Origin of the sequence: Alicyclobacillus dauci, assembly GCF_026651605.1 — a bacterium.
Taxonomy (GTDB): Bacteria; Bacillota; Bacilli; order Alicyclobacillales; family Alicyclobacillaceae; genus Alicyclobacillus; species Alicyclobacillus dauci.
Genome location: NZ_CP104064.1, coordinates 935,782 through 951,353 on the forward strand (window position 1 = coordinate 935,782; position 15,572 = coordinate 951,353).

General features: G+C 51.5%; 16 protein-coding genes. 12 read left to right on the forward strand and 4 right to left on the reverse strand.

Annotated elements, in window-relative coordinates; all coding sequences use genetic code 11:
* Nucleotides 1-6: 6 nt before the first annotated feature.
* Nucleotides 7-978: a DUF4349 domain-containing protein gene (locus NZD86_RS04645; RefSeq protein ID WP_268045323.1), complete on the reverse strand. Its 972-nt coding sequence runs from the start codon at nucleotides 976-978 to the stop codon at nucleotides 7-9.
* Between the two features lie 108 nt (nucleotides 979-1,086).
* The gene (locus NZD86_RS04650; protein WP_268045324.1) at nucleotides 1,087-3,375 is read right to left on the reverse strand and encodes a YcdB/YcdC domain-containing protein; all 2,289 of its coding nucleotides are present in this window, start codon (nucleotides 3,373-3,375) and stop codon (nucleotides 1,087-1,089) included.
* A 249-nt stretch (nucleotides 3,376-3,624) separates the two neighbouring features.
* On the opposite strand from NZD86_RS04650, the gene NZD86_RS04655 reads away from it, so the two are divergent.
* From NZD86_RS04655 to NZD86_RS04690, 8 genes are all read left to right on the forward strand, one after another.
* Entirely contained in the window at nucleotides 3,625-4,110 is a 486-nt protein-coding gene (locus NZD86_RS04655; protein ID WP_268045325.1) for a GtrA family protein, read from the forward strand.
* Nucleotides 4,111-4,183: 73 nt separating this feature from the next.
* A complete protein-coding gene (locus tag NZD86_RS04660) occupies nucleotides 4,184-5,416 on the forward strand; it encodes a cysteine desulfurase-like protein (protein ID WP_268045326.1) in 1,233 nt (410 codons plus the stop codon).
* Nucleotides 5,417-5,471: 55 nt separating this feature from the next.
* Nucleotides 5,472-6,533: a M42 family metallopeptidase gene (locus tag NZD86_RS04665; protein ID WP_268045327.1), complete on the forward strand. Its 1,062-nt coding sequence runs from the start codon at nucleotides 5,472-5,474 to the stop codon at nucleotides 6,531-6,533.
* A gap of 272 nt (nucleotides 6,534-6,805) precedes the next feature.
* Nucleotides 6,806-7,249 carry a MarR family winged helix-turn-helix transcriptional regulator gene (locus tag NZD86_RS04670; protein ID WP_268045328.1) on the forward strand — a complete coding sequence of 148 codons (444 nt, stop codon included), beginning with the start codon at nucleotides 6,806-6,808 and terminating at the stop codon, nucleotides 7,247-7,249.
* Nucleotides 7,250-7,260: 11 nt separating this feature from the next.
* Entirely contained in the window at nucleotides 7,261-7,893 is a 633-nt protein-coding gene (locus NZD86_RS04675; protein ID WP_407655240.1) for an HlyD family secretion protein, read from the forward strand.
* Nucleotides 7,894-7,907: 14 nt separating this feature from the next.
* Complete coding sequence (locus NZD86_RS04680) at nucleotides 7,908-9,539, forward strand: DHA2 family efflux MFS transporter permease subunit (RefSeq protein WP_268045330.1); 1,632 nt, start codon at nucleotides 7,908-7,910, stop codon at nucleotides 9,537-9,539.
* Nucleotides 9,540-9,560: 21 nt separating this feature from the next.
* Entirely contained in the window at nucleotides 9,561-10,106 is a 546-nt protein-coding gene (locus NZD86_RS04685) for an NAD(P)H-dependent oxidoreductase (protein ID WP_268045331.1), read from the forward strand.
* Nucleotides 10,107-10,110: 4 nt separating this feature from the next.
* Complete coding sequence (locus NZD86_RS04690; protein WP_268045332.1) at nucleotides 10,111-10,551, forward strand: hypothetical protein; 441 nt, start codon at nucleotides 10,111-10,113, stop codon at nucleotides 10,549-10,551.
* 126 nt (nucleotides 10,552-10,677) lie between these two features.
* Here NZD86_RS04690 and NZD86_RS04695 read toward each other — a convergent pair whose 3' ends face one another.
* Entirely contained in the window at nucleotides 10,678-11,415 is a 738-nt protein-coding gene (locus tag NZD86_RS04695; protein WP_268045333.1) for a polysaccharide deacetylase family protein, read from the reverse strand.
* Nucleotides 11,416-11,594: 179 nt separating this feature from the next.
* Between NZD86_RS04695 and NZD86_RS04700 the strand changes: the two genes are divergently transcribed.
* Nucleotides 11,595-13,490 carry a transglutaminase-like domain-containing protein gene (locus NZD86_RS04700; RefSeq protein WP_268045335.1) on the forward strand — a complete coding sequence of 632 codons (1,896 nt, stop codon included), beginning with the start codon at nucleotides 11,595-11,597 and terminating at the stop codon, nucleotides 13,488-13,490.
* Nucleotides 13,491-13,564: 74 nt separating this feature from the next.
* Nucleotides 13,565-14,053, forward strand: a complete 489-nt coding sequence (locus tag NZD86_RS04705) for a glutathione peroxidase (protein ID WP_268046790.1) — start codon at nucleotides 13,565-13,567, stop codon at nucleotides 14,051-14,053.
* 339 nt (nucleotides 14,054-14,392) lie between these two features.
* On the opposite strand, the gene NZD86_RS04710 is transcribed toward NZD86_RS04705, so the two are convergent.
* Complete coding sequence (locus tag NZD86_RS04710; protein WP_268045337.1) at nucleotides 14,393-14,554, reverse strand: hypothetical protein; 162 nt, start codon at nucleotides 14,552-14,554, stop codon at nucleotides 14,393-14,395.
* 125 nt (nucleotides 14,555-14,679) lie between these two features.
* Between NZD86_RS04710 and NZD86_RS04715 the strand changes: the two genes are divergently transcribed.
* Together NZD86_RS04715 and NZD86_RS04720 are read left to right on the forward strand one after the other, a co-directional pair.
* Nucleotides 14,680-15,000, forward strand: a complete 321-nt coding sequence (locus tag NZD86_RS04715) for a hypothetical protein (RefSeq protein WP_268045339.1) — start codon at nucleotides 14,680-14,682, stop codon at nucleotides 14,998-15,000.
* Complete coding sequence (locus NZD86_RS04720; RefSeq protein WP_268045340.1) at nucleotides 14,961-15,566, forward strand: S41 family peptidase; 606 nt, start codon at nucleotides 14,961-14,963, stop codon at nucleotides 15,564-15,566. Before NZD86_RS04715 ends, NZD86_RS04720 begins: the two co-directional genes overlap by 40 nt.
* Nucleotides 15,567-15,572 lie beyond the last annotated feature (6 nt).

The following is a 15,572-nucleotide window of genomic DNA, read 5'->3' on the forward strand; positions in this document are numbered from 1 at the left end:
CTTGGCCTACGGGTTATGTTTACGCCGTCCATTTCTCCATCGAACTATCGCACGCCAGCCCACCCATACAAACGCTGCAAGAACGACCCATGGTAGGACGAATGCCAGGAAAATGCCAAGCCCATGTGAGGATTGCCCCATGAAACGAAGGGACTGTGCTAACGCGGAGACTGGCCTTTGCTTCGTGGTCCCTGCCACCTTCGGTTGGTGCAGGGTGAGGCTCACAGTGGACAATTGGACGGACCTGTCAAGCTGATGGATCTGTGTCTCCAGATTCGCAATTTGGCTATCGACTTGCGACAGCGACTGTTGAATGGTGAGCATATCCTTCATGCTCTGTGCTTTGTCGTACAGTTTTGTATATGCTTTCTCTTCGCTTTGCAATTCCTCCATTTGGCTCGTCAAGTCTGTATGCTGTTGTGTGACGTCTTGGCCCGTTTGGGAGAACTGATCCACAGTGCCAAGCGGCTTCGCACCATTTAAGAAGTTCTCAAATTTTGCCTCCGGAATTCGTACGGTCATCTGCACTTGTTGACTCTGGCCAGCATCCGTTTGCATCGATTGTACGAAGCCGCCATAGCTACTCGTCATTTGTGTAATCTTGTTGGATGCCGCTGATACGTTGGAAACGGTTAATGACAAGCTTGCTGTTTCGATCACGTCCCGATTTCCAGTTCCCGACTTCGCTGCCGTCGCTGTGGACGCGGCGCTCTTCGGCGACGCCGCTTGCTGTGCGACGCCAGTAGAACTTGTCGTCGAACTGCTTGCTGAAACGGCAGTGTACGCGCCAGAATGGGTTGTACTAGTACCGACGGCCGATGTCGAAGACATGCTGCTGTGTCTGTGCATCGCACCCGCGGACACAGCAAATCCACCACCTGCGAGTACCATTATGGTGGTGATGACCAAGATCCAGGGGCGGGATCGGATGCGGAAAAAGAGCCTGTTTTGCTGAGATCCAGATTGTTGTATAGACATAAATATGCCTCCCGTTGTCTGAAGTGGGTGCTATCTAGCATTCCAGACGTATCGGGAGGCTGTCTTGTTATCAGGACTGTAAAACTTTCCGATCCGCTACTCGATCCCCTATTTAAGTGGCAAGACAACCGGCGAACTGCCCATGAGGGAGGCCGTTTGCACGAGACCCTGCGCGGCGTCCGACAACGTGAGCGGTTGGTCGCCATTAAATCGATTGTCTTCGAGTGACAACATTCCAAGTCCTGTCGCAATTGCGTCAGCGGCAAAATCGGAAGCGTTTATACTGTTTGCGTCAGTTGCATCCAGCTTAAACAGGTCAGGCCTCTTGAGCAACGCGTCATAGTTGAGCGCTTCAGAGAACACACGTGCGGCTTCACTGCGCGTCACCTGTTGATTCGGGTCGAGCGGATGATTCGGGTCTAGCCAGCCCAAGGCATACGCGGTCACCAGTTCTTTGTAACTTGGGTTGTTCGCAGCGACATCGTTGACTGCACTCGCCACGCTCTGATCAGCCATCATTCCCTGGTTGTACCGATTCACCGTTCCCAGCGCGTCCATCACCAATTTAACGAACGCTGCGTTCGTCATGGTTCCGCTTGGGTGGACATCGCCGTGTGAATCAACGGCAATCAGTCCTCGGCTTGCCAGCAATTGAAGTTGTGCGGCGTTTTTGTCACCTGCAATGTCGCTTACCATCCCCGTATAAGGCTGGCTCTGCAATCCGTCATTCGGCACGAACTGCCCTTGAATGGCATCAAAGTACGAATTCGCTTGAAACTGGGGAGTTGGAACATACGCCAACACGACTTTGGGCGCAGTAGTCGCCGAATCGGGAGTGGGGAACTTTCCGTTTGCTGCCGGTGTCGTCATCAGGTATTCCAATTGAAGCGGCGCGTCTTTCACCCAGGTTTCATTTGCAGAAGTTTGAGAAATCGCTTTGTCCGGGGACGGGTAGGTGTTGTCCGTGTCATCGTATGGGCTCATAAAGATGGACGTGATCGTGCCTGTCGTTGGGTCAAGACCGATCGATCCGCTTGTCACTAGGTTCTGAATCCCATTTTTAAAACTCAAAATCTGAAATTGGGTAATGGGTTGTGGTGAGCCCCATGCGGGTTGCGGTAGGATGGCGAGACTCCCGAGATGGCCAGAATATGTCTTCTCGACAGCGGCAGTGGCCAGTTTGTTCAATGTAGCTTGTGACAAAGTCTTTGATGACTGGGATGTCATACCACCAGGTTTAGTTGACGTCTCGTAAGAATTGTAGTTGCTGATGTAGCCGTACGTTGCATCAACCTGAACATCGATAGTCGTTTGAACTGAGGATTTTGAATCTTTCCTCGTGAAATTGAAATTCCACAGCGTATCGCTATTCGCTCCGGATGACTCGTTTTCATTAGTCAGTTTCGTATACGAGTCCATGGGGAATACCTTTTGAGCAAGTGCAAGGGAGGCATTTTGGTCCAAGTTGACTTTTGTTTGGCGAAGCGGGTTCGGTTTTGCCTTGGGGTCAAGTGGTGTCGGCTGCACGTACGGGGTGACGTCGTGCGCTGTTCCACTCGCGTCGAGCAGTTTCCCCGAATGCGCATCGATGATGATACCGGATACATCGTGAGAAACACTAAACTGTTCATTCCACGCATTTGGGTATGCAGAGGGTGCTGGAACGTATGATAGAGCAACGGTCGACTTTCCGTTCGTATGCCAAATCTCGCTGTAGGTTAAGTGCAACCCAAGTGCCTTCGTATAGACACTGTTCATGTCGGTCGGTGAAATGCCCGTGTTTGCGCTTGGGAACGTAACGGTTGACCAATCATCGTTTACGCTTTGGAGCCCGCCATTTTGATCGATCACGATGTTGAATCCATTGAACGGTGCAGGAATGCCATTGACGATCCGCTCGAAGTCAAACTGATACTGTACGGCGGAGCGCAAGTCGTTGAGCTGATTCGGTTGGGCAGCCATTTTCACCTGACCCAACTGGTCGGGATACAGTTTTTTAGCCCAGGCCTTCGCGATGGAGGCAGCTTGGTCTTCTGATACAGGCACAGGAAACTTGAACGCGACGTTCGGCATGACGTGATTGTAGTTGAGGACGAGCCCCGTCACCGCATCTACGCTGACCGATACGACATCGGTTGGTTGTGCTTCGTTCGGCTTCTGAAATGAGAAGGTGTAGATTGGATGTGACTGAGACCCTGGGTTCTGTCCGTACGACTGGTTCTGTACGGTGTAGTCACTCGAGATGGAAAATAACTTTCTGGCGATTGCCTCCGCCTGGGCAGCGGTGTGGGTCGATGAACTGGATGTGGCAGCCAAGGCGATTCCAGGTGTGGCGACGCTCACGCCTGATAATACGATGGTAACAGCAATGCTTGTTACTAGAGATGATTTTCGCACAAGTTAACCCCCTTTTGTCGCGCATCACAAACATAGACGTAGGCCAAGAAGAGAATGTTGCATCGTTATATGAAAAATTTACCCACTGATGATCTTTGCGAAATCGTTCACGTAGCACCGGTTCCGCGGGAGATTAGTGTGTTACCATGGACAAACGAAAAGGTCCATTCACGAAGTGAATGACAACATAGAGAGACGGTCGGGGTGACGGGAAGATGAGTATTCATCATGATCCGAATACAGTGAGCAGTGAAGCCTATTAAACGTGCAACCTTTCAACTCTATACGAAGCAGGCGGCGCTATTTTGTATTGTTGGGTTCACCAACTTTATTGTAGACATTGCTGTATTCTTCTCCGCATACCATTGGTTGCATCTAAATGACTTAGCTGCACAAGCCGTGTCATATCCGTGTGGTGCAGTCAACAGCTTCTTCTTGAATCGTCGACTGACGTTCAAGAAACGGGGACCGCTGCAGCGAATTGAGATGGTCCGCTTTGCGATGCTGAATGTGTTATCGATTGTCGGGTCACTCTTGGCTTTATATTGCTCAGACCATTTGCTCACCCTTGGCGTATCCAATGGGAAGTTGGTTGCGAACGGCTGCGCTTTGTGTATGAACTTTTGCGGGTCCAAATGGTGGGTCTTCCGGCGGAAGCCAGCTTCCGTTATCGTTGTGGCACCGGATGATATTCAGCAGCCGCTCGTTTTCGATCCGACCCACAAGGATTCGTAGTCGCCGGAAGGATTCTTTCTCACACTGCGGAATTTTCTGTCTATAGGGTTATTTATAGGAGGTAGACGAGAAGATGCCAATTAAGCCATTTGATGTTGATCGCGTTCGAGAGCAGTTTCCGGCGCTAAATAGAACGCACAGGGGTCAGCGTGTCGTTTATCTCGATGGCCCGGGCGGATCACAGGTTTGTCAGATGGCCATTGACGCCATCACTGGGTATATGAGTCGCGGAGGAGCGAATTTGCATGGAGCCTTTCCGACGAGTGTGGAAACCGAGAACATCATTGCCGAAACGCGCTACACTGTAGCTCAGTTTCTCAACGTCCGTCCGGAAGAGGTCGCCTTTGGTGCCAACATGACCACATTGAACATGGCCATCGCGCGTGCTTTGTCGAGGACTTGGAATGCAGGGGATGAGATCGTTCTGTCCGAATTGGATCATAGAGCGAACGTGGACCCATGGTTACTGGCGGCGCAGGACAAAGGGGTCACTGTTAAGTGGTTGACGGTCGACACAGAGACGTTCCAACTTGAACTCCACCTGCTGGATGACGTCATCACCGAGAAGACCAAATTGGTCGCAGTTGGATTGTCGTCAAATGCCGTGGGCACTGTCACAAATGTCCGCCAAGTGGCCGACATGGCTCATCAAGTCGGCGCGCTTGTCGCGGTCGATGCAGTTCATGCGGCGCCACACATTTCTATCGATAGAGATGCCATCGGCGCGGATATCCTCGTTTGTTCCGCGTATAAGTTCTTCGGTCCGCACGTCGGGATCGCGTCCATTCGCGCTGACTTATTCGAACGTTTGGAAGTCTACAAATTAAATCCGGCACCAGTGCAGTATCCGGACAAATTGGAGACGGGAACGCAGAACCACGCGGGCGTTGCTGGCGTCAACGCTGCGATTAGCTTTATATCGATATTGGGTAAAGGGACGACCCTGCGTGAAAAACTGGTCGACGCCATGATGACCATTGAACACTATGAGGACAATCTTGCTGCACGGATTCGCAATGAGCTGCGGACGTTACCTGGGCTCACACTGTACGCTGCACCGGATCCGGCCCGCAAGACGCCAACAGTCGCATTTCGTGTGAAAGGGCTGACTCCGCGACAACTGTGTGAGAAGATGGTGGAATCGTACGGCATTTTTGTTGCGGACGGAGACTTCTATGCGACGACGCTGGCAGAAAAAATCGGTATCCACACGTCAGGCGGTTGGATCCGGGCAGGTCTTGCGCCCTACAATACCATCGATGAGATAGATGCGTTTTTGGACGCCTTGAGGCGCATCATTCGGTGAGTCGGTTCTTGGACTATGCTTATTCGATAGGCGCCAAAATTTGGAGGAATCACGAATGTTAGAACTTTTACGCGATTTAACCGATCTTGTCGGCCCCTGCGGCTTCGAACACGACATCGCACGCTACATAGTCAACCGGGTTCGGCCATTCGCGGATGAAACAAAGGTTGACGGTGTGGGAAACGTCATTGTGACAAAACGCGGTGCGCATCCGGGACCGACACTCGTCATCTCCACACACATGGACGAAGTTGGCTTCATCGTCAAAAAGATTGAACAAAATGGACTCATTCGGTTTGAGAAGCTCGGCGGGCATGATGATCGAATTCTGCTTGCACAGAGGGTGAAAATACGTACCCAAACCGGTGTCATTCCTGGGGTGATCGGAACGATTTCCGCACACATGACGAAATTCGACGATCCGTCAAAGGTGCGCAAACACGCTCAGTTGTATATCGATGTGGGGGCGACGGATCGAGAGGAAGTACTGGCACTTGGCGTATCTATTGGCGATCCCATCAGTTGGGCCACAGACCTGCAGCAACTTGGAAACAGTCGGATCATGGGCAAATCCCTCGACGATAGGGCCGGCTGTGCCGTGCTCCTCAGTGCGCTTGAGGATATCGATTTCTCGCACGTTCGGGGTACCATCTGCGCCGTGTTTTCCGTACAGGAAGAAGTAGGCCTGCGCGGTGCCCGGGTCGCTGCCGCCTCAGTGGACGCGGACGTCGCCCTCGCCATCGACACGACAGCCGTCAGCGACACACCGGAGGAAATGATGGACGAAACATTATCCTTGGGAAACGGGCCAGGCATTAAGGTGATGGATTTCAGCCTAGTGGCAAGTTCAGCCGTTCGAAGACAACTCGTTGCAGTCGCCCAAGCTGGGGACATTCCATTCCAGTTGGAAGTTTTCCCTGGCATCGGAACGGACGCGGGAGAACTAGCCTTAGGGAACTCCGGCGTGCCCGCTGGCGTTCTATCTATTCCTTCTCGGTATGCTCATTCGCCGGTTGAACTCATCGATCTCCACGACCTAGAAAACACCAAAAAGTTGCTCATCGAATTTATTGCGAGCTTACAGTCGAAGGAGCAGTTTGCTTTTATCGCAACATAATATCTGCGTAGATATACCGCTATCGCCCCAAACGGAGTCGCATATGTCCCCCCTCATGACCGTGGATCCCCGGCTCCGTGCAAGGCACTCTCCTTTAGAGTCACCTTTCCCTAATCCATATCTGGCACCATTCATACCCCCATGTGGACACGAGAACTCATATTTTTAACATTTAGTCGAAAAGTTTTCACGACTAAATAATTGCGTTCTAGATATATTAATTTATTATATATTGTGGCGTATGAATGTTTGGGGTGGTGAATAAGAATGTCATGAATCAGCTACTGGAGGTTTTGGGCTCGTTCAAGCGTGTGAGTTCTGTCATCCATGCGCTGTACGAAGAAGGAACCAAAGAATTCGATCTCAATTTCACACAGATGGTCGTCCTGCGCTGCTTACAGAACAAACCGTGGGTGAACATGACTGACTTACCAATTCATTCACTCACGTCAAACACGACGATCAGTGTGCTGGTCGAGAAACTGGTTCGGAAGGGGCTTGTGGAAAGAAAATACTCCGAAGTGGACAGGCGGAGAGTCATGCTTAGTTTGACGGATGAGGGGAATGCTACCATCCAGAAAATTTTTTCCGACGATTCAACGCTGATGCGGACATTCAGAGAGGTGTTTGATCTTCCCGCTAAAGACCTGCAAGAATTGATGAGAATTCATCAGAGAATTATTGATAACAGTGAACTTAGGAGGACTCGAACTTGAACGCTAGACGTATGTTGTTGATCCAAATCATCGTGATTTTGGTTGTCGTGATCGCTGGCCTATTTGGTTATTACTATTACAATCAATCTACTTTGTACCTCAAGACCGATAATGCACAAGTAACGGGGCAGCAAACAGTCATCGCATCGCCGGCAGCAGGTAAGTTGACGAACTGGAACGGGACAGTCGGTACCACGTTTAACAGTGGCGATACAGTTGGTAATGTACAAGTTCCTGGTGCGAAGGGAAACACAACAGTTGCCATTCCTGATCCAACCAACTCGACGATTGTACAAAACATGGCGGTCAACAACGAATTCGTGGCAGCAGGGACACCCCTTGCCTACGCTTACGATATGAACAATCTGTGGGTGACCGCAAACATTAAAGAAACACAAATCAGCGACGTCAAGGTTGGCCAATCTGTTGATGTGTATGTAGATGCTTATCCAGGTACGACCTTTAATGGAACAGTTCAGCAAATCGGTCTGGCAACGGCATCGACGTTCTCTCTCCTGCCGACAGGAAGCAGTGACGCAAACTTTACAAAGGTAACGCAAGTCGTCCCTGTGAAAATTACACTTCAAGGCGGCACCGGGCGTTTGGAACCAGGCATGAGCGTAACCGTTCGCATTCATAAATAAGGAGGCTCATGCGGATGAATAAAGCAGCCAGAGGTGCGGGGACAGGCGGCCCCACTCCGGGCTCGGCGACCGTTCATAAGGCACCAATTCTGATCTCGCTCGTTCTCGGGGCTTTCGCCGCCATCCTGAACCAGACGCTTTTGAACGTTGCAATTCCTAAGCTGATGACGGATTTTAATGTCTCGGCGGACACCATTCAGTGGTTGACGACTGGCTATATGCTGACAAACGGGATCGTTATCCCACTGACTGCATTCTTAATGGGTACATTTACAACCAGGCAGTTGTTTCTTGGTTCAATGGCCTGTTTCGGTATCGGTTCCGTATTCTGTGCGGCAGCACCTGATTTTACAGTCATGATGATTGGCCGTGTCATCCAAGCGGCTGGTGCGGGCATTATGATGCCGTTGATGATGACGGTCATTATGAACTTGTATCCGCCGGAGACGCGCGGTCGGGCCATGGGAACCATCGGTATCGCCATGTTTTTCGCACCAGCAGTGGGACCGACTCTGTCGGGTTGGATCATTCAAAACTATTCATGGCGTGTACTGTTCTACATCGTCATCCCGGTTGCCGCAATCGACTTGATTGTTGCCGGCATTTTCCTGAAAAACGTAACGGAACGGACATTCCCGAAATTTGAAGTGGTCAGCTTCTTAACCTCGACTTTAGGCCTTGGCGCGCTTCTTTATGGGTTTAGCGAGGCGGGTAGCAAAGGTTGGGGCAGTGCCGAAGTACGAATCAGCATTATCGTCGGGATCATCTTCATTGTGCTGTTCGTCATCCGGGAGTTGACCTCCAGCCATCCGCTCTTGAACTTGAGAGTATTCAAGTTCGGCGGCTATTCGCTAGCGGCAGCTGTGAGTTGTGTCATCAACATGGCGATGTTCGGCGGTGCATTGCTGACACCGATGTATATCCAGAACATACGTGGCTATACAGCGCTGCACTCGGGACTGTTGTTGCTCCCTGGGGCCATTGTGATGGGCATCATGTCGCCAATATCCGGAGCCTTGTTGGATAAGTTCGGGGTACGTCCATTGGCTATCATCGGCCTAGTCATTACCGTCATCACGACGTGGGATTTGGGACACCTTACCATGAGCACGCCACTTGGCCATATCGCGTGGATCTACACGTTCCGGATGTTTGGGATGAGTTTCTTGATGATGCCGATTATGACCAGCGGCCTCAATCACTTGCCACGGCAATTTAATGCCCATGGTACGGCGGCCGCGAACACAGTTCGAATGGTTGCTGGCTCGCTTGGAACATCGCTGCTCATCACTGTCATGACGAACCGGACAACGACGCATTATAATCAATATGTAAACACTGTAACGTCGACCAACCCGCAGATTTACGAAAAGGTGCAGCAATTGACTCAAGGGATCGCTGCTCACACCGGTCAGTCCATTCAAGCGGCTTCAGGACTGGTTCGTTACGTTCTGTACGGCAAAGCCGAGCAGCTAGCGAGTGTCCAGGGCGTGAATGATGCATTTTTGGTTGCCACGGCAATCAGCGTCATAGCCTTGGTTATGTCACTCTTCCTAACTAGGGCAAAAAAGGCAACACCGAAGGACGAACCGCGAACACGCGAACCGAAATTAGCTTTACCGGCTCCCGCAGAGCCTCAACAATAAATCCATCACCGGAGGTTGCACGTGGCCATGAATATATACGTCGTCTACGATAGCGAAGCGGGGCATACGGAAGTGCTGGCCCGTGCAGTGGCAGAAGGTGCCCGTCAAGTTGACGGGGCAAAAGTTGTGTTGCGTCACGTATCTGAGGCGAACGTGCGCGACCTGGTAGACATGGATGCAATTATTTGGGGCTGCCCCGGTCATTTTGGCACCATCAGTGCTGGGCTCAAGGCCTGGATCGACAAACTGGGGTACATGTGGGCCCAGGGAGAACTGGTTGGCAAAGTGGGCGCAGCGTTCTGTACGACCGCGACGGTTCACGGCGGGATCGAAATGACGTTGTGGAACTTACTTACGCCCATGCTCCACAATGGCATGATCATCGTTGGTTTACCAGGCAACGTGAAGGAAAACGTTCTGTATGGCTCTTACTATGGCGTCGGGATCACCTGCCCAGTAGAACTATCCGCGGACGCACCGATGAATATGCCGAAGGAATCCGATCTCGCTTTAGGCCGCGCCCTAGGGCAACGAGTTGCCGAAGTCACCAGAAAGTTTGTATCCTAAACATATGGAGTACACGGCATTGGATGCAATCACTTGGGCAGGTGATAGGGTGACGTTTCTCGTTATATTTATAGCGGTCGTCGTTGTGATCGGCGTGATTTTCGTCGTCATGAATATGCGTGCGTTTCGTCGTGAAAGGCAGTCGCGGGAGCAAGAAACCCGGCAGGATGTCGAAGTTTACGACTCAGTCTACGTGTCTGATGATGACCCGCCATCGAAGGCGGGCACACGTTGGTACAGTATGGCAGATGAGGCATACCGCGAGGCACTTCGTCGGACGATGCGTGGGGAACTCCCGGGACCTACGCAGAAGCAACTCCCGGTGACGACTGATGACGCGTACCGAGAGGCGCTGAGATCGATGATCAAAACAGATGACGAAGAGGCCCCTCAGAGAAACGACCATGAAGAACAGAATGAGTCGGAGAACCGTACGGGAGAGTAGTTCCGTGGTTCATCTGTGCTCAATGTAAGCAGCCGCACTGCCTTCGCGCAGTTGCGGTTCTTTTTTTGCGGAGCCAATATGATGACGAGGAACGCGAGGGCGAAAACCGAGTCTAAATCCCGGTTTTCATTCAAGGGCAGAGTACGCTGGCTCGTGAATCAATTGTGGAACCGTTTGAAACTTGTATCCTTCTTCCCGCAGCGTAAGGATGATATACGGCAACGCGTCAACCGTGTCTTGTAAGCTCTGGTCGCGTCCGCCTGCGAAATGCATCAAAATAATGGAACCCGGTCTTGTATGTGCAAGTACATTTGCAGCGGCTTGTGGCCCGCTCAATCCCGCCCAGTCCAGGCTGTCGACATCCCAGTAGAGGATTTTATATCCGAGCTTGATGACCTCTTCAATTACCTCTTGATTCATCGCACCATAAGGGGGACGGAAGTATCGAGGACGTACCCCAACAACACGCTGAATTTCTTCAGAAGTGCGCTCAATTTGGCTTCTTATTTCTGACACCGGAATTTTTGTGAAGTTCGGATGGTCCCAGCTATGATTGCCAAGGATATGTCCTTCATTTGCAATACGCCCAAGCATTTGTGGATTTTGGTGCACCCGTTGCCCAACACAGTTAAACGTCGCTTTCACACTATATTGCGCAAGCACAGATAAAATTCGTGGCGTCCAAACATCGTCTGGACCGTCATCAAACGTTAGAGAGACCGCCTTACGGTTTCTTGGGCCGTTCACAATGATCTCGGTCGGATATAAGCTTTGCCAGTCTCTATGCTGCGTATGGGGTGGACGTTCTTCAAGCCGCTCCGGTCCGTGCTGAAACTCCGAGATTTGTGATTTCTTATTACGCATCCTTATCCCACCTTACGGTTTACCTGACACACTATATGGGGGATAAACATTCAGGTGCATTGGTCGCATATCGCTAGTTCTTCTACTGGCTCTACTAAATTAGAAACCTCACTGCGGCTAGATCTGCCAAACCACCGTAGCTTTCGGAGTGATATAGTTGAGACGGAGGGGAAGCCATCATGAAGCGCAGTATAGTAACATTCCTATCCGCTACAGCCCTGATATCCGGGCTCTGCGCGGGTCAGTTCGCGCCAACCGCGCAGGCTGCAACACACTTTCAACTACTCAAGAAACAAATTGACGTGAATGGGACAACCCTGTCTCGACCATACGGTCTTGTCTATCAAAATACATCATATATGCCGATTTGGTATGTTATGCAGCTCCTCAATTCGTTCAACGTAACCAACCAGTGGAATGGTCACGAGTGGGATTTGACTCTGCCAAGTTCCGTGTCCGTCAGCCCACACCTGCTGACGTCGGGTACTAGCGGAGCGACAGTTAAATTGAACGGCGTTGTCGTTGAGCGTGTTCAGTCTGTCGTCACGACCGATCCCGCCTCCGGCAAAGCAACCACCTTCATGCCGATTTGGTACATCATGCAGCTGCTCGATGCTTTCAATGTCACCAGCACTTGGGACGGTACAGATTGGGCCGTGGACACGAGTCAGGCAAGGTTAACGGCAGACCCCAACCAATCTTCACAATCCGCCAGCACGCCAGGGCCCGCACCCGCTCCGGCACCAACGGTTGACAATGCATCTGTCTTTTTTGATCGCGCTTCGGACAGTCTGTACATATCTGCCCAGACAGGCAATCCAGTGACCACGCAGCAGTCGAATGCGTCCATGGACGACATTCGCCCGGGCCAACCCATCTATCTGTTCACATGGCAGCAGAATAACGGCCTCGATCCGGCGCACATCAACTGGCTCGTGAACAACTCGAATGCCACTGTTGAAGCCGACACGAATCACCGTTTCACCATCGACACTGGCGACGGGAACCCGCAACCAGTTGGTGCGGCTACGTTCGTCGCAAGCCAACCGGGCGTCTACACCATTCAGTCAGAGACAGCCACAGGAACGTACTCCGTGCCCATGGTTGTTGTCGTGGGTGAAAGCTCATTGCCTGTTGCAAGTCCATCACTCCCTGTGGGCTCATCGGGGATTCGACCGTTGTCTGCCATGAGTGGTGCGAAACCGAAAGCCACTGTGACAAACAGCCAAGGCACAACGTTCTCCGTTTATCCGCCCACAAGCGACGGATGGATTCCTATCTCTGGGCATTCGTCTGCTGGACTTCACGAGGTGGAAGTAACGTTTGGGGCAAACCCGGACATGCCCGTATGGTCGTACGCGATCCCGGTGAACAGCCAAGGCAATTTCGCAGCTGACGTTCGGTCTCCGGAGTCTGGCAAGAACGTTCAACTCACGCTGTTCACGCAGTATACGAAGGACATGACCAACTGGGGTAACGGACAGGACGCGGTAGATAACCCGCAAACTGTAAACGTATTTATACCGGCGACGGCAACGCCTCCCAGCCAAGCGGAAATGGACCTGTTCGCTTCCGCCAAAATGAATTTCAACGTCGATCCGGTGCTCGGCCAAGTGGCAAAGACACTCGATCTCGCTGCAGGCAGTACGGATGCAGCCATCGAGGCCATCAACAATTATGTCGCTGACGCCGTCGTGTACGATCAGTCTGAATTGCAACCAACAGGCTACCGCTTCCAAAACGCTCTACAGACTTGGCAGACGAAGCTCGGGATTTGTGAAGACTACGCGGAGGTCGAAGCATCGATGTTGAAAGCAATCGGGATCCGAGCGGAGACCATTCAGGGCCGGGTCACTGACTCCGGTACGGGTACGACGGATCCAGCGAACCAAAACGGCGACAACCACGAGTGGGTCAAGGCGTGGGACGGATCGAAATGGGTGTTGGCTGATCCGACTTGGTCAACAGCCGATGAGACGACAACAGACTGGTTGACAAACCAGTTCTTCACGAATACCCAGAACTTCCAGTCCACGCACCAAGCCGACTCGCAAGCTACGGGTACACCGGCTTAATGACGTCGGAAGAGTTCCACTGGCAGAGCGATGGTTTGAGCCTACTTGCCGTGCAGGGGAGTGCTAGAGTAATGGTGACTGTCTATGACTTTCATGCAGCGACGAGCACCGGTGAGGTGCAGTCGTTACAGGCATACAAGGGGCAAGTTTTACTGATTGTCAACACGGCTAGCCGCTGCGGGTTTACACCGCAGTACGCTGGCCTTCAACAGTTGCAGACCACATATGCAAGTCGAGGGTTTTCTGTACTCGGTTTCCCCTGTAACCAATTCGCTGGTCAGGAGCCCGGTTCGAGCGAAGAAATTCAGACGTTCTGTCGTGATCGGTATGGTGTCACGTTTCCTGTCTTCGCTAAAGTGAAGGTGAACGGCCACGACGCGCATCCGCTCTATCGGTTCCTCAAAAAAGAGTGTCCCGGCTTCGCGGGTTCCGAGATGATCAAGTGGAATTTCACGAAATTCTTGGTAAGTCCACAAGGTCGCGTCGTCAAGCGATATCCCCCAACGGTGTCACCCAAGGACATAGTCCCGGACATCGAAACGCTGCTTGGCACGTCTAACTGACCCGGAAATGACATTGAGCGTTTCAAAAGCATCAGAGTAGTCCACACGATACTCACAACCGTCCGTGGCAGTCGGCCTATTCCGGCGCCCTGGAGAGAAGCATGACAAACGCAAGACACGGCCGGTCATTTCCCGGCCGTGTCACGTTAGTTGCTTGCCTACTTAGTGAAAGCGTCTCGTGTTTACGTTGGAACCGTTGAGTGCAAAGGCATTGCCTTGTCTTACTCTAGCTCTAGCACGTTGCCAGACACGGATGCGATCTCTACGTCTGCTCACGATGACTTCACCTCCTTTCAAAGCAGGATTCAGATGTCGAACCTGAACGGCATTTCTGCTTTCTTAGTGCCGTTTTTGTTTCTTGAAAATTTGAACATTGACGGCGTTACTCGCCAACACGTTCCCTCGTTTCGCCTTCGCCGTTGACGTTTGATATATTTTGATAACAAGGTATTTGTTTTTACCGACCTTGTATTGGTAAGTTTTTACCCTTGTGCGAGTCACGTTCCGGCCTCCTTGTCTTTAAGTTGTTAACAAATTATGTTTGGGATGGCCAAGCAGTCACGACGAATGCACGCTGATAAGAACATAATGGGATGCACGGCGAAAAGGTTAAGAGGAGAATGGGAATGAATCGGTTGAGGTCGTGGTACTCAGTTTCCTATGCACTGGTCGTAGGTGTACTACTAGTGGCAGCTGTGGTCCTGCGGCGATACGAGGCTTTTGGTGACGTTGCAAATTCTGCTGTCGCGGTCAGCACGGTCGATCTCGCCACACTCAAACCTACAGGCAACCCTACTGAAGCTGAAAAGGAAGCTGTCTTTGATAGAGTCTGGACTCTCTTCGACACGAATTATCCGGATTTTCAGGAAAAAATGATCGACTGGGACAGCGAAAAGGTATTTCCCACATGTCCAACGATCTACAGCAGCAGATTCAGCCGCATATGAGTGAAATAACGCACGCAAAGGGGCTCGTGTTCGACTTAAGGAATAATTCTGGAGGAAATAGTGCACCGGGCAGTTGGTTTGCAAGCCACCTGTATGATAAACCAACGTCTGTTCTACAATTTAGGTTGTACTCCGGAAACAATCAGTTTGGTGCCTGGGAGAAGGATTTGTTGGCGCCCATTCAACCAAGAATCGTTGCACCGACTGCGGTGCTGATAAACGGAGAGAACGCTTCTTCAGCAGAGATGTTCATCGCGCATCTAGAAGCCGCCCCCAACGTTCGCACATTTGGTACCCGTTCCATGGGAGCAGATGGACACCCCCAATTGTATCCAGTGATCTCTGGTGTGCAGGTTCAGATCTCGAGTTGGCAAGAGCGCGTACTTAAGACCGGGCAGCCAATTGAGCAGGTCGGTATTGCACCCCAACAGCCAGTTGAGGAGAATATGCCAGATTTTTGTAAATATTTAGCCTTGCCTGAACAGGGGAGAGACCTTTCGTCCGAGGACGATGTCCTTCAGGCCGGTATTCAGTGGATTTTGTCGGAGGAACGAAAAAATCCCTGAGCATCG